This window comes from Janibacter sp. GXQ6167 (genome assembly GCF_041365945.1).
GTDB lineage: Bacteria > Actinomycetota > Actinomycetes > Actinomycetales > Dermatophilaceae > JBGFSK01.
Genome location: NZ_JBGFSK010000002.1, coordinates 307,574 through 333,493, shown reverse-complemented (window position 1 = coordinate 333,493; position 25,920 = coordinate 307,574). Strand labels below are relative to the sequence as shown.

General features: G+C 69.3%; 27 protein-coding genes. 8 read left to right on the top strand and 19 right to left on the bottom strand.

What is annotated here, in order from left to right; all coding sequences use genetic code 11:
• Positions 1–470: 470 nt before the first annotated feature.
• Genes AB8K43_RS04425 through AB8K43_RS04415 form a run of 3 tightly spaced genes read right to left on the bottom strand, consistent with a single transcriptional unit; the run spans position 471 to position 3,780 of the window.
• Complete coding sequence (locus AB8K43_RS04425) at positions 471–2,099, bottom strand: glycosyltransferase family 4 protein (RefSeq protein WP_370891881.1); 1,629 nt, start codon at positions 2,097–2,099, stop codon at positions 471–473.
• A gap of 41 nt (positions 2,100–2,140) precedes the next feature.
• Positions 2,141–2,698, bottom strand: coding sequence for a hypothetical protein (locus AB8K43_RS04420; RefSeq protein WP_370891879.1), 558 nt, complete (start codon positions 2,696–2,698; stop codon positions 2,141–2,143).
• Complete coding sequence (locus AB8K43_RS04415; protein ID WP_370891877.1) at positions 2,695–3,780, bottom strand: glycosyltransferase; 1,086 nt, start codon at positions 3,778–3,780, stop codon at positions 2,695–2,697. The genes AB8K43_RS04420 and AB8K43_RS04415 overlap by 4 nt, the downstream gene beginning before the upstream one ends.
• Positions 3,781–3,909: 129 nt before the next feature.
• On the opposite strand from AB8K43_RS04415, the gene AB8K43_RS04410 reads away from it, so the two are divergent.
• From AB8K43_RS04410 to AB8K43_RS04395, 4 genes are read left to right on the top strand one after another with little or no spacing between them, the layout of a single operon-like run.
• Positions 3,910–5,172 carry a nucleotide sugar dehydrogenase gene (locus AB8K43_RS04410; protein WP_370891875.1) on the top strand — a complete coding sequence of 421 codons (1,263 nt, stop codon included), beginning with the start codon at positions 3,910–3,912 and terminating at the stop codon, positions 5,170–5,172.
• Positions 5,169–6,071 (top strand): ABC transporter permease, encoded by a 903-nt coding sequence (locus tag AB8K43_RS04405; RefSeq protein ID WP_370891874.1) that lies wholly within the window; start codon positions 5,169–5,171, stop codon positions 6,069–6,071. The genes AB8K43_RS04410 and AB8K43_RS04405 overlap by 4 nt, the downstream gene beginning before the upstream one ends.
• On the top strand, positions 6,058–7,812 hold the full coding sequence (locus AB8K43_RS04400) for an ATP-binding cassette domain-containing protein (protein WP_370891872.1): 1,755 nt from the start codon (positions 6,058–6,060) through the stop codon (positions 7,810–7,812). The genes AB8K43_RS04405 and AB8K43_RS04400 overlap by 14 nt, the downstream gene beginning before the upstream one ends.
• Positions 7,809–8,918, top strand: a complete 1,110-nt coding sequence (locus AB8K43_RS04395) for a glycosyltransferase family 4 protein (RefSeq protein ID WP_370891871.1) — start codon at positions 7,809–7,811, stop codon at positions 8,916–8,918. Before AB8K43_RS04400 ends, AB8K43_RS04395 begins: the two co-directional genes overlap by 4 nt.
• Here the strand turns inward: AB8K43_RS04395 and AB8K43_RS04390 are convergent.
• From AB8K43_RS04390 to AB8K43_RS04360, 7 genes are read right to left on the bottom strand one after another with little or no spacing between them, the layout of a single operon-like run.
• Positions 8,915–9,442 carry a hypothetical protein gene (locus AB8K43_RS04390; protein ID WP_370891869.1) on the bottom strand — a complete coding sequence of 176 codons (528 nt, stop codon included), beginning with the start codon at positions 9,440–9,442 and terminating at the stop codon, positions 8,915–8,917. The genes AB8K43_RS04395 and AB8K43_RS04390 overlap by 4 nt on opposite strands.
• 54 nt (positions 9,443–9,496) lie before the next feature.
• Positions 9,497–9,688, bottom strand: a complete 192-nt coding sequence (locus AB8K43_RS04385) for a hypothetical protein (protein ID WP_370891868.1) — start codon at positions 9,686–9,688, stop codon at positions 9,497–9,499.
• Entirely contained in the window at positions 9,689–10,204 is a 516-nt protein-coding gene (locus AB8K43_RS04380; protein ID WP_370891867.1) for a hypothetical protein, read from the bottom strand. It lies immediately after the preceding gene.
• Positions 10,201–10,704 carry a hypothetical protein gene (locus AB8K43_RS04375; protein ID WP_370891865.1) on the bottom strand — a complete coding sequence of 168 codons (504 nt, stop codon included), beginning with the start codon at positions 10,702–10,704 and terminating at the stop codon, positions 10,201–10,203. Before AB8K43_RS04375 ends, AB8K43_RS04380 begins: the two co-directional genes overlap by 4 nt.
• The gene (locus AB8K43_RS04370; protein WP_370891864.1) at positions 10,701–11,234 is read right to left on the bottom strand and encodes a MauE/DoxX family redox-associated membrane protein; all 534 of its coding nucleotides are present in this window, start codon (positions 11,232–11,234) and stop codon (positions 10,701–10,703) included. Before AB8K43_RS04370 ends, AB8K43_RS04375 begins: the two co-directional genes overlap by 4 nt.
• Complete coding sequence (locus AB8K43_RS04365) at positions 11,231–11,917, bottom strand: hypothetical protein (protein ID WP_370891863.1); 687 nt, start codon at positions 11,915–11,917, stop codon at positions 11,231–11,233. The genes AB8K43_RS04370 and AB8K43_RS04365 overlap by 4 nt, the downstream gene beginning before the upstream one ends.
• Positions 11,918–11,933: 16 nt before the next feature.
• The gene (locus AB8K43_RS04360) at positions 11,934–13,229 is read right to left on the bottom strand and encodes a cell wall-binding repeat-containing protein (protein WP_370891861.1); all 1,296 of its coding nucleotides are present in this window, start codon (positions 13,227–13,229) and stop codon (positions 11,934–11,936) included.
• A 428-nt stretch (positions 13,230–13,657) separates the two neighbouring features.
• Here AB8K43_RS04360 and AB8K43_RS04355 point away from each other — a divergent pair, with 428 nt between their 5' ends.
• Complete coding sequence (locus tag AB8K43_RS04355; protein ID WP_370891859.1) at positions 13,658–13,855, top strand: DUF3073 domain-containing protein; 198 nt, start codon at positions 13,658–13,660, stop codon at positions 13,853–13,855.
• A gap of 98 nt (positions 13,856–13,953) precedes the next feature.
• Here the strand turns inward: AB8K43_RS04355 and AB8K43_RS04350 are convergent, their stop codons facing one another.
• The 5 genes from AB8K43_RS04350 to AB8K43_RS04330 are packed head-to-tail and all read right to left on the bottom strand — an operon-like array spanning position 13,954 to position 18,406.
• Entirely contained in the window at positions 13,954–14,544 is a 591-nt protein-coding gene (locus AB8K43_RS04350; RefSeq protein ID WP_370891857.1) for a response regulator transcription factor, read from the bottom strand.
• Between the two features lie 5 nt (positions 14,545–14,549).
• Positions 14,550–15,659: a phosphoribosylformylglycinamidine cyclo-ligase gene (purM, locus tag AB8K43_RS04345; protein ID WP_370891855.1), complete on the bottom strand. Its 1,110-nt coding sequence runs from the start codon at positions 15,657–15,659 to the stop codon at positions 14,550–14,552.
• The gene (purF, locus tag AB8K43_RS04340; protein ID WP_370891853.1) at positions 15,656–17,194 is read right to left on the bottom strand and encodes an amidophosphoribosyltransferase; all 1,539 of its coding nucleotides are present in this window, start codon (positions 17,192–17,194) and stop codon (positions 15,656–15,658) included. Before purF ends, purM begins: the two co-directional genes overlap by 4 nt.
• Before the next feature lie 31 nt (positions 17,195–17,225).
• Positions 17,226–17,489 carry a hypothetical protein gene (locus AB8K43_RS04335; protein ID WP_370891851.1) on the bottom strand — a complete coding sequence of 88 codons (264 nt, stop codon included), beginning with the start codon at positions 17,487–17,489 and terminating at the stop codon, positions 17,226–17,228.
• 5 nt (positions 17,490–17,494) lie between these two features.
• A complete protein-coding gene (locus AB8K43_RS04330; protein WP_370891850.1) occupies positions 17,495–18,406 on the bottom strand; it encodes an LLM class flavin-dependent oxidoreductase in 912 nt (303 codons plus the stop codon).
• Between the two features lie 18 nt (positions 18,407–18,424).
• Here AB8K43_RS04330 and AB8K43_RS04325 point away from each other — a divergent pair, with 18 nt between their 5' ends.
• On the top strand, positions 18,425–19,483 hold the full coding sequence (locus tag AB8K43_RS04325) for a Gfo/Idh/MocA family protein (protein ID WP_370891848.1): 1,059 nt from the start codon (positions 18,425–18,427) through the stop codon (positions 19,481–19,483).
• 320 nt (positions 19,484–19,803) lie between these two features.
• Here the strand turns inward: AB8K43_RS04325 and AB8K43_RS04320 are convergent, their stop codons facing one another.
• Positions 19,804–20,172, bottom strand: a complete 369-nt coding sequence (locus AB8K43_RS04320) for a sterol carrier family protein (RefSeq protein ID WP_370891846.1) — start codon at positions 20,170–20,172, stop codon at positions 19,804–19,806.
• Between the two features lie 50 nt (positions 20,173–20,222).
• Between AB8K43_RS04320 and AB8K43_RS04315 the strand changes: the two genes are divergently transcribed.
• The gene (locus AB8K43_RS04315) at positions 20,223–21,782 is read left to right on the top strand and encodes a M1 family metallopeptidase (protein WP_370891844.1); all 1,560 of its coding nucleotides are present in this window, start codon (positions 20,223–20,225) and stop codon (positions 21,780–21,782) included.
• Between the two features lie 2 nt (positions 21,783–21,784).
• Complete coding sequence (locus tag AB8K43_RS04310) at positions 21,785–22,630, top strand: spermidine synthase (protein ID WP_370891842.1); 846 nt, start codon at positions 21,785–21,787, stop codon at positions 22,628–22,630.
• A gap of 9 nt (positions 22,631–22,639) precedes the next feature.
• Here the strand turns inward: AB8K43_RS04310 and purL are convergent, their stop codons facing one another.
• Genes purL through purS form a run of 3 tightly spaced genes read right to left on the bottom strand, consistent with a single transcriptional unit; the run spans position 22,640 to position 25,892 of the window.
• Positions 22,640–24,937, bottom strand: a complete 2,298-nt coding sequence (purL, locus tag AB8K43_RS04305) for a phosphoribosylformylglycinamidine synthase subunit PurL (RefSeq protein WP_370891840.1) — start codon at positions 24,935–24,937, stop codon at positions 22,640–22,642.
• Positions 24,934–25,605: a phosphoribosylformylglycinamidine synthase subunit PurQ gene (purQ, locus tag AB8K43_RS04300; protein ID WP_370891838.1), complete on the bottom strand. Its 672-nt coding sequence runs from the start codon at positions 25,603–25,605 to the stop codon at positions 24,934–24,936. The genes purL and purQ overlap by 4 nt, the downstream gene beginning before the upstream one ends.
• Complete coding sequence (purS, locus tag AB8K43_RS04295; protein ID WP_370891836.1) at positions 25,602–25,892, bottom strand: phosphoribosylformylglycinamidine synthase subunit PurS; 291 nt, start codon at positions 25,890–25,892, stop codon at positions 25,602–25,604. Before purS ends, purQ begins: the two co-directional genes overlap by 4 nt.
• Between the last annotated feature and the right edge of the window lie 28 nt (positions 25,893–25,920).

The window sequence follows — 25,920 nt, the reverse complement described above, 5'->3', positions numbered from 1 at the left end:
GAGTGTGCACTCACCGACACTTCGTTACCCCGGAACCGTCCGTTAGGCACGCGAGTGTGCACTCACCGACACTTCCCCACCCCCGAAACGTCCGTGAGGCACGCGAGTGTGCACCCACCGACACTTCGTTACCCCGGAACCGTCCGTTGGGCACGCGAGTGTGCACTAACCGACACTTCCCCACCCCCGAAACGTCCGTGAGGCACGCGAGTGTGCACTCACCGACACTTCGTTACCCCGGAACCGTCCGTTAGGCACGCGAGTGTGCACTCACCGACACTTCCCCACCCCCGAAACGTCCGCAAGGCACGCGAGTGTGCACTCACCGACGCTTCCCGACCCCCGAAATGTCCGCGCGCCACGCGAGTGTGCACTCACCAACACTTCCCCACCCCGGAAACGTCTCTAAGGCACCCGAGTGTGCACTCCCCGACACTTCGCGACCGGGGGAAGCTCCGGTCTAGGGGGCGTTAAGCCTGCGCGCGGCCGGCGCGAACGGCGTCGTAGACGGCGTCATAGCGGGCCGCGTTGCTGGACCACTGCCGTTCGGCGAGCACCCATTCGCGCCCGGCGGCGGCGAGTTCGGCGCGCCGCTCCGGCGAACGCTGCAGCTCTTCCAAGACGTCGGCGAGCGCCGCCGCCGACCCGGCCTCGAACGACGCGCCCCACGCACCTTCGCCGGTGATCTCGGTGAGGGCGGGAAGGGAGGAGACGACCACGGGGATCTGAGCGGCCATCGCCTCGAAGGGCTTGAGCGGGGTCACCAGTCGCGCCGCGCGCTCGTCGACGCGCGGGACGACGAAGGCGTCGTAAAGCGCGTAATAGTCCAGGACCTCGTCGTGCGGGACCCGCCCTGTGAAGACGACGACATCGCGGGCGTTGCGCTCATCGGTCAGGGCCTCGAGCTCCTCCCGGCGGCTACCGTCACCGACGATGAGGGCGGTGGCGGGGATTCCCCGCTCGGAGAGGATTTGGGCGGCCTCGATGAGCAACTCGTGACCCTCCCGCCAGTGGTCGAGGTTGCTCACGTACCCGAAGACGAAGCGGTCAGCGAGACCGAGGCTCTCCACCAGGTCGGCACGCCGCTCCCGTGGCGAGAACCCCTCGGTGTTCACGCCATTGGGGACGACGAAGACCTGCTCCGGTGCGACCCCGCGGGCGACGATGTCCTGACGCATCGACTCGCTCAAGGTGACCACGGCATCGGCCTCGGTCATGCAGTACCGCTCAATCTCGTAGCGGCGACGGTAGGTCTCGGCCTCTTCGGCCCAGCGGTAGTCCGAGGTCCATAGGGCCTCGAAGAAGCCACGCACCTCGTAGACGACCGGCACGCCGAGGGCCTTGCCGACGGCGAGGGCGACGCGGGCCGTCTCGAACCCGCGGTGCCCGGAGTGGACGTGGATCAGTTCGGGGCGCTCTTGCGCGACGACCTGGGCAAACTCGCTGGCGAAGGCATCGAGGTAGGCATCGGGTGCCTCCTTCTGCGGGATCTCGTCACGGTAGATGCGCCGGTGTCGCACGCCGCCCACGACCTCCTCGACGGGGGCATCTTCGGCACCGATCGATCGCGGGAAGTCCAAGGCGGTGACCCCCACCGGGTCCAGCCCGGCCTCCAACTGGCCGGTGAGGGTGTACATGGTGCGAACCGAGTACCCGCTCTGGCGATGGGGCATCGAGATCTTCAGCAGGTGCACGATCCGCCCGGGCACCGGGTCCGTGACCGGGGCCGGCGCGTCGGTGATCGTCGGCGACCACTGCGGGTCGGTTTCGCGCAGGCGTCCGCGCTGCTCACGCTCGCGGGCCGCGAGGTCATCGGTGGGCCACCGCTTGAGCTGGGCCACCGTGCCGTCGTGCAAGAGGGTGATCTCGCCGGCCTTCGTCGCGCTGACGCGGACCTGCTTGACCAGCGCGAGATCGTCCGGGTGCGCTGCGAGCGCCTCGCGGGCGACCGCGACCGCCTCGGCGTGCTGCCGCTGCGAGGTGAGCGTGCGCAGCAAGGCGGTCAACTCGGCGGCCTCGCTGCGGCGCGGATCGCGATCCTGAGCGCCTTGGCGCAGTTTGCGGGCGAAGGAGGCGAGGCGCTGACGGGGACTCGGCATGACGCCAGCATAAGAGGACTCGGGGTCCTCGGCCGTCCTCGCTACAGGTCCTGGTCGGCGAGGTAGGCGGGCAGGGCCTCGAGCAGCAGCAGATCGCGCTCCGCGAGGCCGTCATCGTCGGCGTCCATCACGAGCCAGGCGCCGTAGTGATCGGTCATCGAGATGATGCGCCGGCTCCGGTGGGCGACCCAGGCGGCCTCGTCCGGGAAGGTCGTCTTCGCGGCGAGCAGTTCGAAGGGCTGACCGAGCTCGCGAATCGCCCCGATCTCGGCGCGATCGATCACGAAGACCGGCCGGAAGCACCGCAGTCGATCCTGCAACGCCTGGATGTCCCGGACCACCCGATCGGCGTCACCGGCGGAGACCTGGTCCAAGGTGACGACGACCACCGGCCAGTGCAGCGCCTCCGGATCGCGCAGATGAGTCGCCGTCCGAAGGGGGACCCGCGCCCCGAGCCGGAAAAGGTCGCCAAAGACCCTCGTCGCGATGTCGACGGCGGTCTCGCTGCCCTGGACACGCGGCAGGACCGTCTCCTTGACGCGTTGGAAGCCCGGCGTGGAGCGCACGCGTCGGGCGAGCCGCTTCTTCCGCTCGCTCATCGCGCGCCCCCTTCGACGAGATTGATCAAGAAGTCCCCGGCCTGCGGAGCGCCGTTACCGGGGTCTGCGGCCTGGGCAGCGCGCGCGAGGTCCTCGCCGCGCTCGAGCAGTTCAGCCACGGCGCTGTGCGCCTCCTCTGCACTCGGATCGTCCGCAACGAGGGACCAACCGGCCTCGGCAGCGAAGCGAGCGCGGGCCTGCTGGTCGTCTCGCGCGGTGGTGGCGCGGGGGATGAACAGGCTCGGCAGACCGAGGCGTAGTCCCTCGTGGAAGGCGTTGTACCCGGCCTCGGTGACCCCGATATCGAAGGCGGCGTACCGGCGCGCGATCGGGAAGTCGCGCACCAGGTGGACCCCGTCGATGCCGCTGGCGCTCGCCACGAGCGCCGACTGGGTGAGGCAGACCCCCACGCCGTGATCGCGCAGCGCGGCGACGACCGCGCCGAGCGGGCGGCTGCGGTCGGTGATGTCTGCGGTCCCGAGCGAGACGAGCGCAAGCGGGCCGTCAGCCGGAAGGCCGAGGGCGGCCCGGTCGGCGGCGCGGTCCCCGAGGTCACCGGGATTGAGCATGGTGACGGGGTTGATGTGGTGCGACGGCTCGCCCACCGTCGCCCCGCGATCTGCGGCCTCGGCGAGGTCACCGGGCTCGAGGACCGCATCAAACCACGCGGTCTTCGCGAGTTGATCGAGCCCGATGCCGGGCTTCCAGAACGCTCGTCGGGACCACACCCACCGGGTCTGCGGGAATCGCTCACGCACGACGTCGATCCCGACGTAGGGGTGCGCGCCATCGAAAACGACGAGATCGGGTCGCAGCCGACGAAGGGTGTCGCTCAACCGATCGAGGAAGAGCCGGCGCCAGGCCGCGGGACGGATCTGGGTCGCGTCCTGAGACGGCAGGTACTCGTAGTCGTACCCAAGATCGGCCACCACGGGCGCGGCCAGCGACAGCGATAGGAAGCTCACGTCCGCCCGGTCGCCGATCCCCCGGGCATATCCGATCAGGCGGCTGAGATGGCCCATTCCGGTCCCGTTGCTCGACATGAGCAGGATCCGGGGCCGGTCGCGGGGAAGTTCGGGCATGCCCCGCATCTTGCCACCGACAATTGCCGCCGACCGAACCACCGATGGCCGAGCTGGGCGAGCGGCCCAGGGAGGAGTTGCAGGAGTAGTAGGCTCAGTCGCGATTCATTGTTATGTAAAAGGAGTGTCATGTCGTTTGATGCCGCCATTATCGGGCTCGGCTATGTCGGTTTGCCCTTGGCGCAAGAGGCATCCAAGGTCGGGGTGAAGGTCCTCGGTTTCGATGTCAACCAGGGGGTCGTCGACGACCTCAACGCTGGCCGCTCGCACGTGGACGACCTCTCCGACGCCGATGTGGCGGCGATGGTCGAGGCCGGTTTCCACGCGACCACCGACTCGGAGCAGCTCGCCGAGGTCAAGACCCTCGTGATCTGCGTGCCGACCCCGCTTGCGGAAGACGGCGGCCCCGACCTCGGTCCGGTGAACGCGGCCGTCGCGACCGTGGCCAAGCACCTCCAGCCCGGTCAGACCGTCATCTTGGAGTCGACGACGTACCCCGGCACCACCGACGAGGTCGTGCGCCCGGTCCTTGAGGCCGGCGGCCTGACGGCTGGCGTGGACTTCCACCTCGCCTTCTCCCCGGAGCGGATCGACCCGGGCAACGAGAAGTTCGGCGCCAAGAACACCCCCAAGGTCGTCGGTGGGCACAACGAGGCCTCCGGTGACGCCGCTGCCGCCTTCTACGGCCAGTTCGTCGACACCGTCGTGCGGACCAAGGGCACCCGCGAGGCCGAGACCGCGAAGCTGCTGGAGAACACCTACCGGCACATCAACATCGCGCTCGTCAACGAGATGGCGCGCTTCTGCCACGACCTCGGCATCGACCTCTGGGATGTCATCGAGGCCGCCAAGACCAAGCCCTTCGGCTTCCAGGCCTTCTACCCGGGTCCCGGCGTCGGCGGTCACTGCATCCCGATCGACCCGAACTACCTCTCCTACAACGTGCGCAGCAAGCTCGGCTACCCCTTCCGGTTCGTCGAGCTCGCCCAGGAGATCAACGCGACGATGCCCGCCTACGTGGTCGGACGTGCGCAGAACATCCTGAACGACGACGCGAAGGCGCTGCGCGGCTCGACCGTCCTGCTTCTCGGCGTGACCTACAAGCCCAATATCGCCGACCAGCGGGAGAGCCCGGCCGTCCCCCTCGCCAAGCAGCTCATGGAGCGCGGCGCGAAGGTCCAGTACCACGACCCGATGGTGACCAACTGGACCGCTGCCGGTGACGGTGTCGAGGGCGTGAGTGACCTCAACGCTGCGGTGGCGGCGGCGGACCTCACCATTTTGGTCCAGAACCACAAGTCCTATGACATCGACGCGTTGGCCGAGGCTTCGCAGCGGTTCTTCGACACCCGCGGTGCGGCTCACGACAGCGAGAAGGCCGAACGTCTGTGACGCAGGCCCCTGGGGCCGCCCCAGGGCCGGCTCTCACCGTGGAGCAAGCCGAGGCCCTTGCGAAGAAGCATGGCCTAAAGACCCTCGGTGAGCGCCCACCGTTTTTCACCTACGTTCGCGAACTGATTCGTCGTCGCGCGTTCATCTGGACGCTGTCGCGCGCCCAGTCAACGGGCAAGCACCAGGCGAACCAGCTCGGCTGGCTGTGGTCGATCTTCAACCCCGTGCTGATGATCATCAGCTACTACGTGATCTTCGGCCTGATCCTGCGCACCAACATGGGCAACGGTGGGCCGGGCCAGCGGATCGCCTTCCTCTCGATCGGCGTCATCCTCTTCACCGTCTCTGCCACCGTGGTGAGTACTGGCGCGAAGTCGATCGTGAGCAACAACGGGCTGATGCGGGCGCTCCACTTCCCACGCGCCGTCCTTCCGCTGTCGGTCGCGCTGACGGAGTTCCTCGCGAACCTGCCGGCCTTCGCGGTCCTGATCGGCGTGATGTTCCTCATCGGGGAGCGGCCACAAGTGGCGTGGCTGCTCTTCCCGGTGGCGATCACCTTCCAGATGCTGATCCTGACGGGAGTCGCGCTCATCTGTGCGCGGATCGTCAACATGTCGCGGGACCTCGCGAACTTCATCCCGGTCGCGCTGCGGGTGCTGCGCTACATCTCCGGGGTGTTCTTCTCGCTCTCGCACTACGCCCCGAACAACTCGGTCGCCTCGGCGATCATGAACTACCAGCCCTTCGCTCTCCCGCTCACCACGGCGCGCGAGGCGCTGCTCGTCGACCATGCGATCGTGCCGATGCACTGGGTCGTGATGGCGGCGTGGGGGGTTGGCCTGTTTTGGGTGGGGCTCTGGTTCTTCTGGCGAGACGAGGCGAAGTATGGCCGAGGCTGACCTACCGATCGACGAAGGCCGGCGCCCGTCGGTCATCGTGAGCCACCTCGACATCACCTACCGCGTCTTCGGCGCGAGCAAGCCCGCAGCCGAGGGCGATGACGAAGCGAGTGCGCTGACCCGACTGGTGCGATCCAGCAAGGAAGTGGGCGCGGTTCACCGCGTGCACGCCGTCAAGGACGTCAGTTTTGTCGCGTACCACGGTGAGTCGATCGGAATCATCGGCACCAACGGCTCCGGGAAGTCGACGCTGCTCCGAGCCATCGCGGGCTTGATGCCCCCCGCCGCGGGCCGCGTCTGGGTCTCCGGCGAACCAGCCCTGCTCGGCGTCAACGCCGTCTTGATGCCGAAGATGACCGGCGAGCGCAATATCTATATCGGCGCCCAAGCTATGGGGCTCTCCCGCGGCCAGATCGAGCGCCGCTTTGACGACATCGTCGAGTTCTCCGGGATCGGCGACGCGGTCTACCGGCCGATGTCCACCTACTCCTCCGGTCAGGCCGCGCGCCTGCGCTTTGCCATCTCGACCGCGACCGCGCCCGACATCCTCATGGTCGACGAGGCGCTCTCGACCGGAGACGCCGCCTTCCGCGCCAAGTCGAGCCGCCGCATCCGCCAGATTCGCGAAGAGGCCTCGACGGTCTTCCTCGTCTCCCACAGCAATGCGACGGTCCGCCAAATCTGCGACCGCGTCCTGTGGCTCGAGCAGGGCGAGTTGCTGATGGACGGCCCGACCGACGAGGTCCTCTCGGCGTACAAGGAGCGAACCGACGCGCTGGCGGCGGGCACGTCTCGCGAACGTCGGATCGTCCAGGACAAGGACGTCCCGGGCGTGGAGCGCTGGGGCGGCAAGGACCGCTTCGCTGCGTCGGCTAAGGCCTCGCGCGAGCGCTTCCCCCATCGCTCGGCGGGGGTGGTGCTCGTCAGTGACAACCGACCCGTGCTGGCTGCGGCCGCCCTGCCCTTGGCCTGGGAGCGGGGGTGGCCGGTGCTCGTCACTCAGCGCCAACTCGTCCCCGAATCCACCCTGAGTGAGATCAGTCGGCTGATGCCGAAGGAGATCCTCATCGTCGGTGACGAGTCGGTGATTAGCGCCGAGACCGTCGATCAGTTGACGGGATTCGGTTTCGACACCATCACCCGGGTGCTCGACGACGAGGACGGCACGGCGCCCGTCCGCGTCCCGACCGACGCCCGCTCGGCCGAGCGCCTCGACGTGGTCTCAGAATCCCAGGTGCGCCGGCTGCTCCCCGCCGTCATTGCTTCATGGCGCGACGATGTCCCGCTCCTGGTCCTCCGACCAAATGTCCTCGATGAAGCCAGCACCGATTACCTGAGGACCGTCGACCCCCTCGTCGTGACCCAACTGGGCGCGCCCGGCGCGCTCCCGAAGGACACCGCCGCGCAGCTCGCGTCGGTCGCGGCGCAGACGGACGCCGAAATGGTGACCCGCGATTGGCGCTCCCCTGCCGCGGCCTACGCCGCCTTGTGCGCCGATGATCAGGGGCCCGCCGATACCGTCTACGTCGTCCCGAGCGGCGAAGGGGGCGAGACCATCGCCGGAGTGGCGGCGGCCGTGCCCGATCAGGCGCCAATCTTGGTCACCCAACGCGATGTCATCCCCAAGGAGACCGAGCAGGCTCTGCACCGCCTTCGGCCCGGTCGCATCGTGTTGATCGGCGGCCCGAGCGTGATCAGCCCAGCGGTGCGGGTCAAGCTCGCCGGCTTCCTCAGTACATGACCCGTCGGGCGCTCGTCGTCACCGTGGTCCACCACCCGGAGGACTCACGGATCCGAGCGCGCCAGATTGCCGCCCTCCTCGAAGGGGGGTGGGAGGTCACCTACGCCGCCCCCTTCACCGGCTATGACCTCGCCGTGCCGAAGGGGGAGCCGCTCACCGGGATCGACCTGCCACGCGCCGCCGGACGGCGGCGGTTCGCTGCCGGGCGGGCCGTGCGGGCGCTACTCGCGCGGGAGGGGCCTCGGCACGATGTCATCGTGGTGCACGATCCCGAGGTGCTGCTCGCCGCGATCGGGCTCGGCCTGGACCACTTGGTGTGGGATGTCCATGAGGATCCGGCCGCGGCCCTGCAGGTCAAGGAGTGGATGCCCCGCCCCCTTCGCGGGATTGGAGCCCGCGCTTGGCGCGGCTTCGAGCGGGTCGCCGAACGGCGCTGGCGACTGCTCCTCGCCGAGCAGGGCTACGCGGAGCGTTTCCGCCGGAGTCATCGCGTGGTTCCCAACACCGCCACCGTGCCCGAGACGAGCGATCCCGTGGGGACCGATCGGGTCGTTTACGTCGGCAATGTCACCGTCGCGAGGGGCGTCGAGACCATGGTCGAGGTTGCGCGGCAGGTGCGCGCGGCGACCGACGGCGATATCGCGCTGCACGTCATCGGCCCCGCTCGAGACGCCCGCTCGACCGAGCTCCTCAACCGTGCCCATGCGGCGGGTGACCTCGTCTGGCACGGTTTCCTCCCTTCCGCCGAAGCGATGCCCCTCCTCGACGGAGCATTGGCCGGGCTGTCGCTCCTGCAGGACCTGCCGAACTACCGGCCCAGCATGCCGACCAAGGTCATCGAGTACCTCGCCCACGGCGTGCCCGCGATCACCACGCCGCTACCGCTCGCGGTCGACCTCATCGAGCGCTCCGGAGGGGGCGTGGTCGTCCCCTTCGACGATCCGGATGCCGTCACCGCAGCCGTCCTGGCCTGGCGCGATGATCCCGGCGCGGCGGCCGCCGTCGGCGCGCTCGGGCACGCCTACGCCCGCGAACACTTCGACTGGGGACGGCAGGGACCGGAGTTCGTCGCCGCTCTCGAAGAGATCGCGCAGCGGGTTTCCTAGCCCACGATGAGCCAGGCCGCGAGCAGCACCAGGGCCGCGGTCGCGACACTGCCGATGCGCTCGAGGAGCCGGCTGTGCCGGGCGAGGCGCCACTGCCATCCGTCCTCTCCCCACAGCAGCATCTGCCAGATCGCCAGCGAGCGCCCCAGCCCGAAGACCGTCCCCGCGGCCACCGTGACCCACCACGATGGGTTGATCAGCACCAGGGTGGCCGCGATGATCCAGGGCGCCGCCGAGGGGATGAGCACGCGCCAGCCGACTCCGTACTCGATCCCGAAGAGGAAGAGGCCGCGCCGCATCCCGCGATGGAAGACCTCCTGCGGGATGAGCGTCGTGCGTTGGGGCAGCGGGAGGCTGGAGGTCGCGAGATCGAGGCCGGCCAAAGCGATCGCCAGGACAACCGCCGCGCCGAGCCGCCACGCTGACGGCAGTGGCGAGAGCAGACCCGCGAGGATCGTCAGCATGACGCCGGTCATCGTGCCGCCGAGCGTGGTCCCAGCGGTAAAGGCCGCACCAAGCGGCACGCGTTCGGTATGGCCTCGGACCGAAGCCAACAGCGCCCAAGCGCTGTTGATGCCTCAGGTTGAGCCCGACTGAGCGACCGCCGCGATCAGGGCCGCGAGGAAGATGACCGCGGTGACCGGCGGTGGGTGGTTGAGAGCAGCAGAAAGGCCCAGCACGCCAACGCCCGCGCTCAGCGCGATGGCACTCGTCAGCGGGTCGGCCGCCCACTGGCGCGCCACGCTGCCCGTGACGACCGGTGCGCTCACCTACACCGCCCAGGGACAGATCGAGCGGAAGCAACTCCCCGACGACGAGCAGGTCCAACCATCCGAGCAGCGATAGGTCTTGCCATCACTAAAGCGCCAGTGCCAGGAGTCGTACTTGCCCGCCCAGCACGCGTCGGGTCGGTGGAGGAAGTACCCCTTCAGTCCCGGACCCTGTTTATGCCAGCCCACCCGGTTGCCTGCGCCACTGCGATAGCGCCAGCAGCACGAGAGGTTGTAGCAGGGCGTGGACGGGCCGCACTTCCATCCTCGTTCGGTGTGGCCACTGGCGTAGCCGCCCGGCGCGCACGGCCCCGTCTTGGTGTTGGTCCAGTCCTCGAAGTAGGCCGCGTACGCCTTCTCGCTACTGGAGTTCACGAGCGAGAGCCCGCCCAGGGCGGCGACCGCGCCGGCGCCGAGGACACCGCGGATCAGGCCGCGGCGGCTCGCCCTCGCTGGCATCATCCGCTCCCGGATGTGCTGGGGGTCGACCTCGGGCAGGTCCGTAAAACGGGTCATCGGGTCGTCGCCTCCATGTGGTTGAGCCAGTCAGCAAGGTCATCGGTGGATTCGGGCAGCAGCGAGCCGCGGATGGTCCCCGCGGAGTCGACCGCGAGGACGAAGGGAGTCGCCGGCACCTGCAAGAGATCGGCGAGCGCATCGGCGTCGGGCACGCACCGCGTGCGCACGGCAGCCTCTGGGCAGGGTCCGAGCGAGGCGACCACCGTCGGGGTCGCGCGCTGAGCCAATAACTCTATGGCGCCCCCACACGCAGGGCATCCCGGCGCGACGAAGAGCACCACCCCGGCGCCGTCTGGACGCAAGGCGGCCCCCGGGCCGGTCGCCGGGAGCGCGAGCCCCGTCACCCCCGTCGGGCCTGGACGCGATCCGCCCTCCAGAGCGCCGTCGGCCAGCCGGCGCTGGAGGTCTTGAATCATCCGCAGCAGTCCCGCGCTCGCGAGGACCAGGGCGAGCAGCACCGCCCAGGTGAGCAGGAGTGCCGCCAACTGGAAGCTCATGCCTTCCTCCCTTCGGCCGGGACCCGAACTGCCGGGAGCAGCAAGGCGAGGCCCACGCAGGCTGCTGATGCCAGAACTGCGACGGCCCACTCCGCCACGAGCGCCGGGCGCGCGAGCTCCGAACCGGTCGCGGTGACGATGGCGGCGAGCCCAGCCAGCGCTCCGAGGACCACGGCTCGGGTGATCGCCCATCCTCCGACGAGCGAAGCACCGAGCCCACACCCACAATCCAGACCGGCCGCGCCGCGCCGCCAGGATGCGAAGAGGTACGCGCCGCAGGCGAGGAGATAGGCGGCGCTCGCGCCACCCAAGGATGCGGTCACCGCCGATGACCATGACCCGACGACGGCTCCGAGCAGACCGGCGGCGAGCGCCACTTCGGCGATGCCGAGACCGGTGATGGCGGCCGGCGACGGGGACACCAGTCCGTGCGCCCGGACCGCCCGAGACGCATGCGCGGGCCGTCGGATGTGCTGGGTTCCGCTCACCGCGAGGACGCCAGCCACGACGAGCCAGACGATGACGCTCATTCGGTGGTCGTCGTGACGTCGAGCATCGACGAGACGACATCATCGATCGGCGTCGCCGGCATCGGGATGCCGTAGGCGACGAAGTCATCGGCCTCAAGGATCACGTGCGGCCTCGTCTCATCCTGCGCACTCCGGTAGAGATCCCCACCTCGCGCTCGGCCCCCGCTACCGGCCCGACGCTCGCGCCGACGGCCGCGGGCCCGGCGGACGTCGAGGAGGTAGTTGCCGCCCCCTTCGAGGTCAACTTCTTGGGCGAGGACCTGCGGGCGCTCGGGAACCCATTCGGCGACCCCCGTCAGGTCGGCCTGGACCGAGGAGTCGACCACCTTCCACTGAATGCGCCCCAGCCACCGGGCGAGGTCCGTGCGGGACACCGCGGGCGGCACCGACCCGAAGACGCGTTGCGACCCAACCTCGAGCACGAAGCCCAGGCCCAGGGCTGCGTCTCCGCCGAGCGGCCCGGTGCGCAGGGAGCGACCATTGCGCATCGGCGTGGGCGCACCGAGCGGGGTGCGGGTGACCTCCGCGAAGTAGGCGGCCCCGTCGGCGTCAGAGGCGGTGAGCTCCACCTCGGCTCCGTCCAGGCGCAGCACCCCGATCGCCGTGGGCGGGGGCATCGTGAGGGCATCGGGCACGTTGAGCATGACGACGGTCCCGTCGAGCATCCTGCGGCGTCGTTTCACGGTTGTGCGTCCCCTTTCACGGCATCGTGCGACCGTATTGGTCGCGCACGATGGATCCCACGCGGCTCGTCGGGCCCAGGACGACCCCGCGGGTGTCGCTGACCGATCGGAGGTAGCTGTCGACCGGAGCCGGGAGCGAACCCGGGGAGGTCAGCAGCACGGGCGCGTCGTTCTTCGCCGCGAGCGCGCCCGCCGGGATCGCGTCGGAGGTGCGGTGGACGCTCACGAGATAGCTCCGCTGCACCCTCTTCCCGAACCGCTTGGCGACTGCCGCCGAGGTCGCGTATGGAGTCGAACCGCCCACGCGACTCACCGGGCCATAGGCCGCCAACGACCGCTGCACCGAGGAACTCACCGTGCCGGTCCCGCCGACGATGACAATCGAGCTGGGCTTCAGTCGCCTCAGCGCCGCCGCGGCCGAGGGAGAGAGCGTCGCGGTGGGGGTGAGCAGAAGTGGACGCTTCTCGCGTCCGGCGAGCGCAGCACCAGACATGGCATCCTGGTAGGTCTGGCCGGAGGCGATGTAGACCCTGCGGCCGGTCGCGAATCGCTCGGAGACCTTGGCGGCCATGTCGTAGCGATCCGATCCGCTAAGCCGCTGCACGGTCGGCACGATGCTCGCCACATCCTCGGCGACCCCATCGCTCACGATCGACGGGCTCCCCACGATGATCACTCGGCTCGGATTGAGCCGCTGCAGTTCGGCCCGCACCGTGGCCGGCACACTCCCCCGTCGGGTCAAGAGCAGGGGGCCTCGCTCGCGCGCCGCGAGCGCACCGGCCGTGACACTGTGGCCGATCGACTCTCCACTGGCGAGGACGATGGTCTTGACGCCTGGCTCCCATTCGCCAGCGAGCCGCGCCGACAACGCGTAGCTGTCGGCCTCCGCCACGCGCGAGACGGCCTTGGCTTCGCGGCAGGTGTAGACCTGCAGATTGTCGATGCTCCAGGTGGCCCGGGATCCCGTGCGGCGGTGCTCGACCCAGGGGTACATCTCTCCGCCCTCGGTCGTGGTCGCGTCCGTGACGTTCGAGATCAGTCCCCGCCAGGCACTCGAGCGCGACGTGACCGAGATCAATTGGTCGTTGACCGAGACCCGCCCCGCGCCCTGTTGAATCCATCCCCGGTGCGCGAGCGCCACGTAGGTTCGGCGTCCCGGGTGAGCCTTCCAGGGGGTGAAGTGGAACCAGGCACTGCTGCCGCTGACCGTCGAGGTGAGGTACGTGCCGCCAGCAATCCGCGTGCCAGAGACTCGCTTCCACCCGCGCGCGAACCTCGCCTGCGGGATCGTCCGGTCGCCGAGATCGCTCACATACGTGCCCGATCGCGACCAGCCCTCCGGGCAAGGCGCCTGGCCCTTTGGATGGCTGGCGAAGGGGGGAGCGTCGCCACTTGCGGCATAAGCCGGGCTTGACGCGACGATGCCGATAGCCACCATGGCCGCGACGGCGGCTCGACGCTTGAGGGGCCGTCGCCCTGAACGTTCCGACACGTTCGTGAAGGTAGCAACGCTAGTGACCCGTCAGTAGGCGATTGGGAAAACTCGCTCTGTGAGGCCGATCTCGGCGAGTTCGCACGATTCCGGCCCGCACCGGGGAAGCGAGCATCCCCCTTCACCATGTACCGTTGGCTCCACGACTACACATTGATCCCGGGACCGCTACCGCTCATCTACCCCGTCCACCACGACGAGGTAGACCAGTGGGTGCCGTCCCGCACGACGTATGAGGGGGTCACGCCATGGGGCGCGGCCGGGCCAAAGCCAAGCAGACCAAGGTTGCCCGCGAGTTGAAGTACTACTCGCCGGACACCGACCTGAGCGCGCTTGAGCGAGAGCTTCACGGGCAGTCCAGCCAGTCACGGGATGAAGGGCGCACCGACGCCCACTCCTCCTGGGACGAGGATGACGACTACGACCGCTGGAGCCGTCAGGATTGACGTCGGGCGGTGCGCCCCTGGGGTTCATCCGGGGCGCACCTCTCGTCAAGGTCGATTCTTTCGTCACCACCACCGCCGCTCTCGTCGGCGACCCTGCGCTAGAGCACGCCCTGGCGCCGCGCTTCGGCGACAGCTCCATCGCGGCTGCCGACGCCGAGGCGGCCAAAGACGTGCGATAGGTGTGACTTCACCGCGGAGACGCTGAGGTAGAGCTGGTCGGCGATCTGCTGATTCGTCGCTCCGCGCTCGACGAGGCGCATCACCTCGCGCTCCTTCGGCGTCAACTCGGCGGCGTGGGGGGTCTGCTGGATCAACGGTCCGGTGCTCGGACCGTCGTTCGCTTCCCGGATCGCGCCGCGCACCGCAGCGACGATCTGGCGGGGGGTCGCCGCGAGCAACAAGCAGGCGTGGGCTCCGCTCGGCACCTCGTCGCGCTCCTCCTCGGTATCGGGGTTGAGCACCACGACAGCGACATCTGGAGCCTCGTCCCGTAGCCAACCGATCACCGGCGTCAGGTCCTCGGTCGTCAGGTCGGCGACGATCGCGACCGCCTCGGTATCGGCAAGATAGGGCACCAAGGCCGCGGGCTCGGCGACCGCGCCGAGGACGGAGACATCCCCGTCACAGCTGAGGACATCGGCGAGCGCCATCCGCGAGGACGGGTCGGCGTCGAGGATCACAAGACGCATGCGGCTCAGGGGTGCTCCCCCACGACCTGCACGGACCCGCCATCGACTCCTTTCGCCCCGTGGACGATGTCGATGCCGTCGGCGACCGGCGCCCCCTTCTCATCGTGCACCTCGCCCATCACCCAGGCGGGAAGTCCGCGGGCGGCCAGGTGCGCGACGGCGCGATCGGCGTGGTCGCCGGGCACCAGGGCAACGAAACCGACCCCCTGGTTCAAGGTGCGCTCGAGATCGGCCTGCGGCACCTGACCGAGCTCGCCGATCAGCCCGAAGATGGCTGGCAACTCCCAGGTCGAGCGATCGACCCGCGCGAAGGATCCGGCGGGCAAGACGCGGGCGAGGTTCGCTGCCAGGCCGCCGCCGGTCACATGCGACAGAGCGTGGACCGAGATCTCGGAGCGGATCAGATCGAGCAGATCGAGGGAGTAAATGCGAGTCGGCTCCAAGGCCTCTTCGCCCAGGGTCCGCCCGAGCTCGGGGACGTCACGATCCCACGCCCAGCCGGCGCTGGCGACGACCCGGCGGACGAGGGAGTACCCATTGGAGTGCAGGCCCGACGAGGCGATCCCGATCACCGCATCGCCCGGCGTGACGAGGTGAGCGCCCAGGACCTCATCGCGCTCGACGACGCCCGTCGCGGCGCCCGCCACGTCGTATTCGTCCGGGTCGAGCAAGCCCGGGTGCTCGGCAGTTTCGCCACCGATGAGAGCGACCCCGGCGAGCTCGCACCCCTTCGCAATCCCTCCGACGATCGCGGCGATGCGTTCGGGCACGACCCGGCCGGTCGCGATGTAGTCCGTCATGAAGAGGGGCTCGGCGCCGCAGACCACGATGTCGTCGACGACCATGCCGACCAGGTCCTGCCCGATCGTGTCGTGGACATCCATCGCCTGGGCGATCGCGACCTTGGTCCCGACGCCATCGGTGCTGGTCGCGAGGACCGGGGCGCGCATCCCCTGCAGGGCGGAGGCATCAAACATTCCGGCGAAACCGCCGAGTCCCCCGAGGACCTCCGGTCGCGTCGCGCGGCGGACCGACGCTTTCATGAGTTCGACGGCCCGGTCGCCGGCTTCGACATCGACGCCGGCGCTCGCGTAGGTGATCGGCTGGCCGGTCACGGGCGACGCACCGCCTCTTCGGCCGCGGGGCCAAAATCGAGCTCCAGCAGGCTCTTACCGAGCCGCTCCTCGTCGGGGAGCTCGATCGGGTAGACGCCGCTGAAGCAGGCGCTGCACAACTCATCACGGGGCTGACCGGTGGCGGCGATCATCCCGTCCTCGCTGATATACCCGAGGCTGTCCGCTCCGATCGAGCGGCAGACCTCTTCGATCCCGAGCCCGGTCGCGATCAGCTCGGCGCGGGTCGCGAAATCGATCCCGAAGAAGCAGGGCCAGCGCACCGGGGGCGAGGAGATCCGCACGTGGACCTCGGCCGCGCCGGCCTCGCGCAGCATCCGCACGAGCGCGCGCTGGGTGTTGCCCCGCACGATTGAGTCATCGACAACGACGAGGCGCTTGCCCTTGATGACTTCCTTCAGCGGGTTGAGCTTCAGGCGGATGCCGAGCTGCCGGATCGTCTGGCTCGGCTGGATGAAGGTGCGCCCGACGTAGGCATTCTTCACAAGGCCCTGGCCATAGGGGATCCCGGACTCCTGGGCGTAACCGATCGCCGCGGGGGTCCCAGACTCGGGCGTGGGGATCACCAGATCGGCGTCGACCGGGTACTCCCGCGCCAGGGTCCGGCCCATCTCGACACGAGCCTCGTGGACAACCCGTCCGCTGATCGTGGTGTCCGGCCGGGCCAGGTAGACGTATTCGAAGACACAGCCCTTGCGGGCGGGTTCGGCGAACTGCTGGCAGCGCAGGCCGTCCTCATCGATCGCGATGAGCTCGCCGGGTTCGACCTCACGGACGAAGGAGGCGCCGACGATATCGAGCGCGGCGGTCTCGGAGGCGACCACCCAGCCGCGCTCCAGCCGGCCGATCACGAGCGGGCGCAGACCCTGCGGGTCGCGGGCAGCGTAGAGGGTGTGCTCGTCCATGAAGGTCAGGCAGAAGGCGCCGCGCAACTTGGGCAGGATCTCCAGGGCCGCGGCCTCGAGGGTGCGGTCCGGGTTATCGGCGAGCAGCGCGGTGACGAGGGCGGTATCAGAGGTGTTACCGCGACGCAGTTCCCCCTTCGGCTGCACCTCACGCCAGGTACGGCCCTCGGAGTCGCTCCGGTCGACCCCCTGGCGCTCGGCGACCAGTTCGCGCAACTCGTGGGAGTTGATCAGGTTGCCGTTGTGCGCGAGCGCGACGGTCCCCTCATCGTGACCGCCGAGCGTCGGCTGGGCGTTTTCCCAGGTAGAGCCGCCCGTCGTCGAGTAGCGGCAGTGGCCGATCGCGAGATGCCCGCGCAGGACATCGAGGGAGCGCTCGTCGAAGACCTGGCTCACCAGGCCCATGTCCTTGTAGACGAGGATGCTCCGGCCGTCGGAGGTCGCGATGCCCGCCGACTCTTGGCCGCGGTGCTGTAGCGCGTACAGCCCGTAGTAGGTCAGTTTGGCGACATCTTCTCCGGGAGCCCAGACCCCGAAGACACCGCAGGCGTCCTGGGGCCCCTTCTCGCCGGGAAGGATGTCGTGGGACAGGTTTCCGTCTCCGCGTGGCACGACCGAATCATCTCACGCCGAACGCCGAAGGTCAGTCGCCCTTGCGCTTGCGGCGGCGGCGCTGGCTCGGATCGCCCGGACCAGCCGCGATGGCGGCGGCGACCGCGCCGCAGATCGCCCCGAGGAGCATCCCGAAGACGCTCATGTACCCGACCGCAGTCGTCGCCGAGTACGTCGCGCCCCACTGGTTCTCGAGCTCGGGGTTCAAGATTGCGACGAGTCCGAACACGACGAACCCGATGATCGCTCCCGTCAGCAGGAAGGACAGGATCTTCGGTTCGCGACGCTTCTTCACGGGCGTCATTGTCTCAGAGATCGCGAGGCCACCTCGGCGAGCGTCGCCTCGCTCCCGGCATAGGGACCGTCCGGGCGAGGCCAGTGCGTGATGAGGTCGGTGAACCCGAGCGCGCTCGCCCGACCCACCATGTCCTCCCATCGGGTGACGCTCTCCAAGGCGAAGGCCGGCCCGCTGTCGAGATTCAAATACCGATCGATGTGGGTGCGACCGGCCGCGGCCAACGCCCGATCGACCCGCTCGGTGAGGCTCTTCAGGCCCTCCCACCATTCTTCCTCGGTCTCGGCGCGCGGACCGGTGGTCACCCACCCGTCGCCGAGTTCCACGGCGAGCCGGATCGAGCGGGGACCGTTCGCGGCGATGACGAAGGGGGTCCGCGGTCGCTGGGTGGGCCCGGGTGCGGTCCGGGCGGCGACCGTCCGATAGTGCTGACCGTCATGATCGACCCGGTCCTCGCGCATCAGCCGATCGAGGACGCGGACGAACTCGTGGAAGCGGTCAACTCGGGTCTTGAGCGGGAGATCGTCGCCCAGGATCCCGGCATCGAGTTGACCCCCGGTCCCGAGTCCAGCGAGGTACCGACCCCCGGTGATGTCATCCAGGCTGATGATGTCCCGGTACGCCACGTACGGGTGGCGGTAGTTCGGGGACGAGACGAAGGTCCCGAGGCCGATCCGCTCGGTGACTCCCGCGGCAGCCGCGAGTGTCGGGGCGGCCGCGAACCACGGCGCCTCTTGCAGGCCGCTCCACACGAGGTGGTCATAGGTCCACGCGTGGGCGAAACCCATCGCCTCCGCCTCGCGCCACATCGGCGCCGCATCGGCCCACCGGTGCTCGGGCAGGATCGTGATCCCGAAGCGCGGCCCGCCCCCTGCGGACTCCGGTGTCGGCGGGTGCGCGAAGGGCGAAGGCGTCATAGCGGCATGCTAGGCAGGGTGAGTCCCGATCGCCGCCCGCGCGCCCACGTCCCCGGCCTGACCTTGCCGCCATCGCGACGGCCCGATCCGGCAGCGGCGCCGGGGCTGCGGTGGGGCATCCTCGGTGCCGGCTGGATCGGCTCGGAGATGGCCCGAGCGCTCACCGAAACGCGTCAGGAAGTCGTCGCGGTCGGGTCTCGAGACGCGGGGCGTGCCCGCGACTTCGCCGAGCGGCATGGCGTCCCGGCCTGGCATGGCTCCTACGGCGGCCTCGTTGCGGACCCGAGGGTTGATGTCGTGTACGTCGCCTCCCCACACAGCGAGCACCGGGCCCATGCCCTCCTTGCCATCGCGGCGGGCAAGCACGTGCTCGTCGAAAAGGCCTTCACGCGCAATGCCTCCGAGGCTCGTGAGGTCGTCGCGGCGGCCCGCGAGGCGGGCGTCTTCGCGATGGAAGCGATGTGGTCGCGCTTCCTGCCGCACTACGACATCGTGCGCCAGGCGGTCGCCGCAGGTCTACTCGGGCCGATCAGCACCGTGCTCGCCGACCACGGTCAACTGCTCTGGCCCGGTGGACCGCGGCGTCTCGCCGATCCCGCCCTGGCCGGAGGCTCGCTCTTGGACTTGGGGATCTACCCCTTGTCGCTCGCCTCGATGGTGCTCGGTGGGATCGCATCGGTGACGGCGGTCGGTGCACTGACTCCTGAAGGGGTCGACGCGCGCCTCGCGATGTCAGTCCTCGGGCGTACGGGCGGCGTCGGGGCGCTCTCCTGCGATATGAGCGCACTCACTCCCACCCGGGCGATGATCTGCGGGTCTGCCGCTCGGATCGAGATCGACACCCCCTTCTATGCACCGACCACGATCCGCCTGGTGGGCGCCGACGAGTACATCCTCGACGAAGTGGAGGCCGACCCCTTCGAACTCCACCGCGGCCTGCGCCACGAAGCGGCCGAGGTGGCCTTGCGCGTCCACGCCGGGGAGACAGAGTCGCCCCTCATGCCTCTTGCCGAGACGGTTGCCCTGATGGAGGCGATGGACGAGATCCGCTCGCAGGTCGGCGTCACCTACCCCTGAGCGTGTTGCGGCGCGCACGCGTGGTGCCCAGACCACGCGTTCCCCGCGCCGGGTGGCAACGTCCGCGCCAACCGGCTCCCGCGCCCGGAAACTGCCAGGTGACCCAGCAATAACTCCGCCCGATGGCACCAACCCTGACACCGCCAGGCATTATCCGCGCCCCACGGCATCAACCCCGCCCGGGTGCACTTTCCGCGCCCAGTGACAACGTCCCCGCCGTCCGACTCCCGCGCCCGGAAAGTGCCAGGTGACCCAGCAATAACCCCGTCCGATGGCACCAACCCCGACACCGCCAGGCACTAACCCACCCGGTCCGGGACTCAGGTGAGGGGGAGGAACGGGGTGAGGTCCGCGCGTTGACCGCTCGAGCGCAGGCGCCTGGAGCGCTGGGCATCGGCCCAACTCAGTGCGCCCGTCGCAATCTCCAGCCAGGTGTCCGGGTCGGTTTCGATCACGGCGGGCGGCGTTCCGCGGGTGTGGACCGGGCCGGGGATGCACTGCACCGCGGCGAAGGGGGGCACGCGCACCTCGACGCTGCGCCCAGGCGCCCGAGAGGCGAGCTCCTCTAAGGTCCACCGCACCGCCGCCGCGAGCACGGGGCGGGCGACCGGGTCGGCCGATCCAAAGGCCGCCATCCATGCGCGCACGGCAGCCCCACCGTCCTCGTCGCTGATCCGTCGTCGTGCCATGGCGCTATCGTCACCCCTACGACCACCGGTGACGCAAACCAGGAGCGCCCATGCCCCCTCGCGAGCGCTCTCGCGCCCTTCCCAGCATCCTCCTCGGAGGAGCCCTCGCCGCCGCGCTCGCCGTGGCCGTGGCCCTGCCCAGTGCTCCGGCGCCCGCGGAGACGGCGACGTCCCCCTCGTCGACGCACAGCGCGACGCCCTCGACCACGGCCTCCGACCCTGGACCCGCCGCCACCGGGATCGGCGATCCTTACTTCCCCGACCACGGCAATGCCGGGTACGACGCGACGTCCTACGACATCGCCCTGGCCTGGGACGATGGCGAAATCACCGGGACGAGCACCATGAAAGCGACGGCCACCACGGCGCTGAGTTCCTTCGCCCTCGACCTGCGACTTCGGGCTCGCTCAGTGACGGTTGACGGTAAGCGGGCGAAGTTCGAGCAGACCGGCGAACAAGACCTCGTCATCACTCCCACCCGTCCGATCGCGAAGGGGGCGACGATGACGGTCAGGGTCACATACGGCGACCGGACGAGCGAACCGCTCCGTCCGCACCCCGACGAGAACCCCTGGTACCGGACGCCCACCGGCGAGCTCCTTCTTGGTCAACCGCATGCCGCGGCTTGGTGGTTCCCCGCCAACGATCACCCGCGCGATCGGGCGACGATGTCGGTCCGACTGACCGTGCCGAAGGGCCTCACGGCGATCAGCAACGGCCGCCTGACGAAGACGACCTCCTCCGAAGACACGACGACCTGGCAGTGGGCGGCTCGCGATGCGATGGCTCCGTACTTGGCCTTCGTCGCGATCGGGAAGTACCGGGTGACCGAGGGCGAGGGCAAGGACGGTCTGCCCTGGTTGAACGCTGTGGAGGAAGGGGTGACGGGCGCCGCCGCGACGGGCCTGGTCAAGACGCCCGACGTGGTCGCGTGGCTCGAGGATTGGATCGGCCCGTACCCCTTCGAGGTCACGGGCGGGGTCGTCCCGGACATGCGCGCTGGCTTCGCCCTCGAGACCCAGACCCGCCCGGTCTACGACCCCGTCTTCTGGGGCGTGGGTGAGAACAACGAGATCCTCGTCCACGAGCTCGCCCACCAGTGGTTCGGTGACTCGATCACCGTGCATTCCTGGGCCGATATCTGGATCAACGAGGGCTTCGCGACCTATGCCGAGTGGAAGTGGGCCGAGGACCAGGACCGGCTCACCACCGAGCAATCCCTTGCGCGGTCTTGGTCTGTTCCATCCCCCTCGACCTTTTGGCAGCTGACCATCGGGGATCCGGGACCGGAGCGGATCTTCGATCGGGCGGTTTACGAGCGCGGCGCGATGACGCTCGCTGCCCTACGGCGCAAGGTCGGTGATCAGACCTTCGAGCGGATCGTCCGCACCTGGGCCAAGGAGCGGGCGGGCGACACCGCGACCGACGATGCCTTCCGCGAGCATGCGGCGAAGGTCAGCGGCAAAGACCTCGACGACTTCTTCACGATCTGGCTCGACACCCCGCAGCGTCCGGAGCCGACCGAGGCCGCCGGCCTCGAGGGCATCGAGCGCGTGCCCTATCCGGGATCGCCCCCCTACGGCCCTGAGCAAGATGGTGACTCCAACTGACCGTGGCCGAGCCAAGCGACGTGCGCTTCGAGCGCGACGAGCACGGCGGAGTCACCGTCATCGTGGGCGATCAGCCCCAGTCCTATGTTGACCCGGACGATCCGGGGGCTCTGGTCTTCGAGTACGTCCAGCACTTCGCGGCAGCGATCGACGCCCTTCTTCCCGCCCGCACCCATCCCCGGATCGGGATCACCCATGTCGGAGGCGCGGGCCTGACGTTGCCGCGCTGGGTGCAGCACACCCGACCCGGATCGCCGCAGATCGTCCTCGAACCAGACACCGCCCTGACCGAACGCGTCCGCGCCGAGCTCCCCCTCCCACGTGGTCACCGAATCCGGGTCCGCCCCGTCGATGGCCGCACCGGCATGACGGCGCTGAAGGGGGACAGCGCGGAGGTGGTCGTGATCGACGCCTTCGCCGGCGGCAGCGTCCCCCGCGAACTCGTCACCTCGCAGTGGTTCGCCGACGTGGTGCGAGTCCTGCGCCCCGGCGGGGTCGTGCTGATGAACTGCCCCGACGAACCGGGGATGCGCCATCTCGGGCGCGTCGCCGCAGGCCTGCGGGAAGCGGTCGAAGGGGGCGGCGGCCCGCGCGGCGAGGTCGCCCTGATCGCGACTCACGAGGTCTTAAAGGGTCGGCGATACGGCAACACCGTGCTCGTGGCGCGGCGCGGCGGGTCGCTCGACTGCGACGAGATCCGGCGCCAGGTGGGCCTTTGGCCCTTCCCGACCGGCGTGCTGTCTCCGAAGGAGCTCGCGCGCCGGACCACCGGGGCCCGGCCCCTTCGCGACGGCGAGGACTTCACGCCCCCGCAAGCGCCGGAGGCCGGACGCTGGCGGGTGCGCTGACGCGGCCGATCAGGCCGTGATCGTCACCGTCTCGCCGAAGTATCGGGCCATCGTCGCGCGGTGGGCCGAGCGCATCTCCTCGACGCCGAGGTCGAAGGCACCCTTGACGACCAGACGATCCCCGTCGGTCTTGCCAAGGCGTGCGACCTCGACCCCGTGCTCGGCCGCGAGGCTCACGATGCGGGCCAGTTGCTCCTCGCCAGCGACCGTGACGATCGCCCGCGCGGTCGACTCGCTGAAGAGCGCGGTGAAGGTGTCGACCTCATCTCGGCCCGTGAGCGGAGCGAGGTCGATCGAGGCGCCCACGCCGTAGCGCATGACCGATTCGGCGAGCGCGATCGCGAGACCACCGTCGGACAGATCGTGCGCCGAGGTGATCGACCCACCACGCACGGCCGCGACCAGCACGTCGGCGAGCGCCTTCTCGGCGGCGAGGTCGACGACCGGGGGACGACCGCCGAGGTGACCGTGGAGCGCGTGCGCCCACTCGCCGCCGTCGAGTTCGTCGCGCGTGACGCCGAGCGCCACGACGATGTCGCCGGGAGCCGCGAAGCCCGCGCCGACCCCCTTCGTCACGTCGTCGAGCACGCCGAGGACACCGACGACGGGCGTCGGGTGGATCGCGACATCACCGGTCTGGTTGTAGAAGGAGACGTTGCCGCCGGTCACCGGGATGCCGAGCTCGAGGCAGGCGTCGAAGAGGCCTTGCACCGCCTGCTGGAACTGCCACATCACGGCCGGGTCCTCGGGCGAGCCGAAGTTCAGGCAGTCGGTGATCGCGAGCGGCAGCGCGCCCGAGGTCGCGACATTGCGGTACGACTCGGCGAGCGCGAGCTGGGCGCCGGCGTAGGGATCGAGCCGCCCGAAGCGGCCATTGCAGTCGGTGGACACCGCGACGCCGAGCCCGGTATCCGGGTCGATCCGCACGATGCCGGCGTCGGCGGGCATCGCCTGGGCGGTGTTGCCCAGCACGTAGCGGTCGTACTGGTTGGTGATCCAGGTCTTGTCGCAGAGGTTGGGCGAGGCGAGCAGGTCAAGCACGACCTGGCCGAGCTCATCGTCCGCCGGGCGCGGAAGGGAGGCGCTCGTGTCCGCCTGCACGGCATCGATCCAGTCGGGCCGGGCGATCGGGCGCTCGTACACCGGTCCATCGTGCGCGACCGAACGCGGGGGCACATCGACGATCACCTCGCCGTGCCAGGTGATGATCAGGCGACCGGAGTCGGTGACCTCGCCGAGCACGGTGGCTTCGACATCCCACTTGTCGGTGATCGCGAGGAAGGCGTCGACCTTCTCCGGCGTCACGACCGCCATCATCCGCTCCTGGCTTTCGGACATGAGGATTTCCTCGGCCCGCAGGGTGGAGTCGCGAAGGGGGACGCGGTCCAGCTCGATCTGCATGCCGCCGTCACCGGCGGAAGCGAGTTCGGACGTGGCGCAGGAGAGCCCGGCACCGCCGAGGTCCTGGATCCCCTCGACCACGCCCGCGCGGTAGAGCTCCAGGCAGCACTCGATCAGCACCTTCTCGGCGAATGGGTCGCCGACCTGGACGGCTGGGCGCTTCGTCGGTCCCCCTTCGTCGAAGGTCTCCGACGCGAGCACAGACACGCCACCGATCCCGTCGCCGCCGGTCTTGGCGCCGAAGAGGATCACCTTGTTGCCAGTCCCCGAGGCCTTGGCGAGGTGGAGATCCTCGTGCCGCAGCGCACCAACGCAGAGGGCGTTGACGAGGGGGTTGCCCTGGTAGCAGGAGTCGAAGACGACCTCGCCACCGATATTGGGCAGGCCGAGGCTGTTGCCATACCCGCCGACGCCCGAGACGACGCCGGGCAGGACCCGGGCGGTGTCGGGGTGATCGATCGCGCCGAACCGAAGGGGGTCCATCACCGCGATCGGCCGAGCGCCCATCGCCATGATGTCGCGCACGATCCCGCCGACCCCGGTCGCGGCGCCCTGGTAGGGCTCGACATAGGACGGGTGGTTGTGCGACTCGACCTTGAAGGTGACCGCCCAGCCCTGACCGACGTCGATGACCCCGGCGTTTTCGCCGATCCCGGCGAGCGTCTTGCCGAGCGGGGTCTCATCGGGCAGGTCGCCGAAGGTCTTCAGGTGCACCTTGGAGGACTTGTAGGAGCAGTGCTCGCTCCACATCACCGAGTACATCGCGAGTTCGGCGATGGTCGGGCGGCGCCCGAGGATCTCGCGGATCCGGGCGTACTCGTCGTCCTTGAGGCCCAGGTCGGCCCAGGGCTGGTCGACCTCGGGGGTCTGCTCGGCGTTGCTGACGGTGTCGAGGGGGGTGCTCACGAGGCGATGACCTGCTTCAAGACGGAGGTGAAGAATCCGCGCCCATCGAGACTCGGTCCGAAACCGGCCTCGACGCAGTGCTCGGGGTGGGGCATGAGCCCGACGATGTTCCCGCGTTCGTTGGTGATCCCAGCGATATCGCGGGAGGAGCCGTTGGGGTTCGTGCCGAGATAGCGGAAAGCGACCCGCCCTTCGCCCTCCAACTCATCGAGGGTGGCCTCGTCGGCGACGAACTGGCCATCCTGGTTCTTCAACACGATGGTGATCTCTTGGCCCGCCTCGAAGTCGGAGGTCCAGGCGGTCTCGGCGTTTTCGACGCGAAGCCGCTGGTCGGCGCAGACGAAGGTGCGGTGGTTGTTTTGGATCATCGCGCCGGGCAGCAGGTGGGATTCGCAGAGGATCTGAAAGCCATTGCAGATCCCAAGGACCGGCATCCCGCCCTTCGCCGCCGCGATGACCTCGTCCATCACCGGAGCGAATCGCGAGATCGCCCCGGCGCGCAGGTAATCGCCGTAGGAGAAGCCGCCCGGCAGGACCACCGCGTCGACGCCCAGCAGATCGGCATCGCGGTGCCAGAGCGCGACGGATGTCCCGCCGCTGAGGTCGATCGCCCGGCGCGCGTCGTGGTCGTCGAGACTGCCGGGGAAGGTAACGACCCCAATCTTCACGCGATGGCTCCCGTGACCGGGGCCTGCTCGGGCTCGTCGTGCGTGAGCTCGTGGACGTCGACGACGTCCTCGATGACCGGGTTGGAGAGCAGGGTCTCGGCGGCCTGACGCGCCTGCGCCAAATGCTCATCGGTCACCTCCCCGTCGACGGAGAGCACGAAGCGCTTCCCCTGCCGCACATCGGTGAACTGGTCGAACCCGAGCCGCGGAAGGGCGCCGCGCACGGCCTGTCCCTGCGGGTCGAGGATCTCGGGCTTGAGCATGACGTCAACGACGATGCGTCCCACGGGCGTAGCTCCTGAAGGCGTGTGGAAG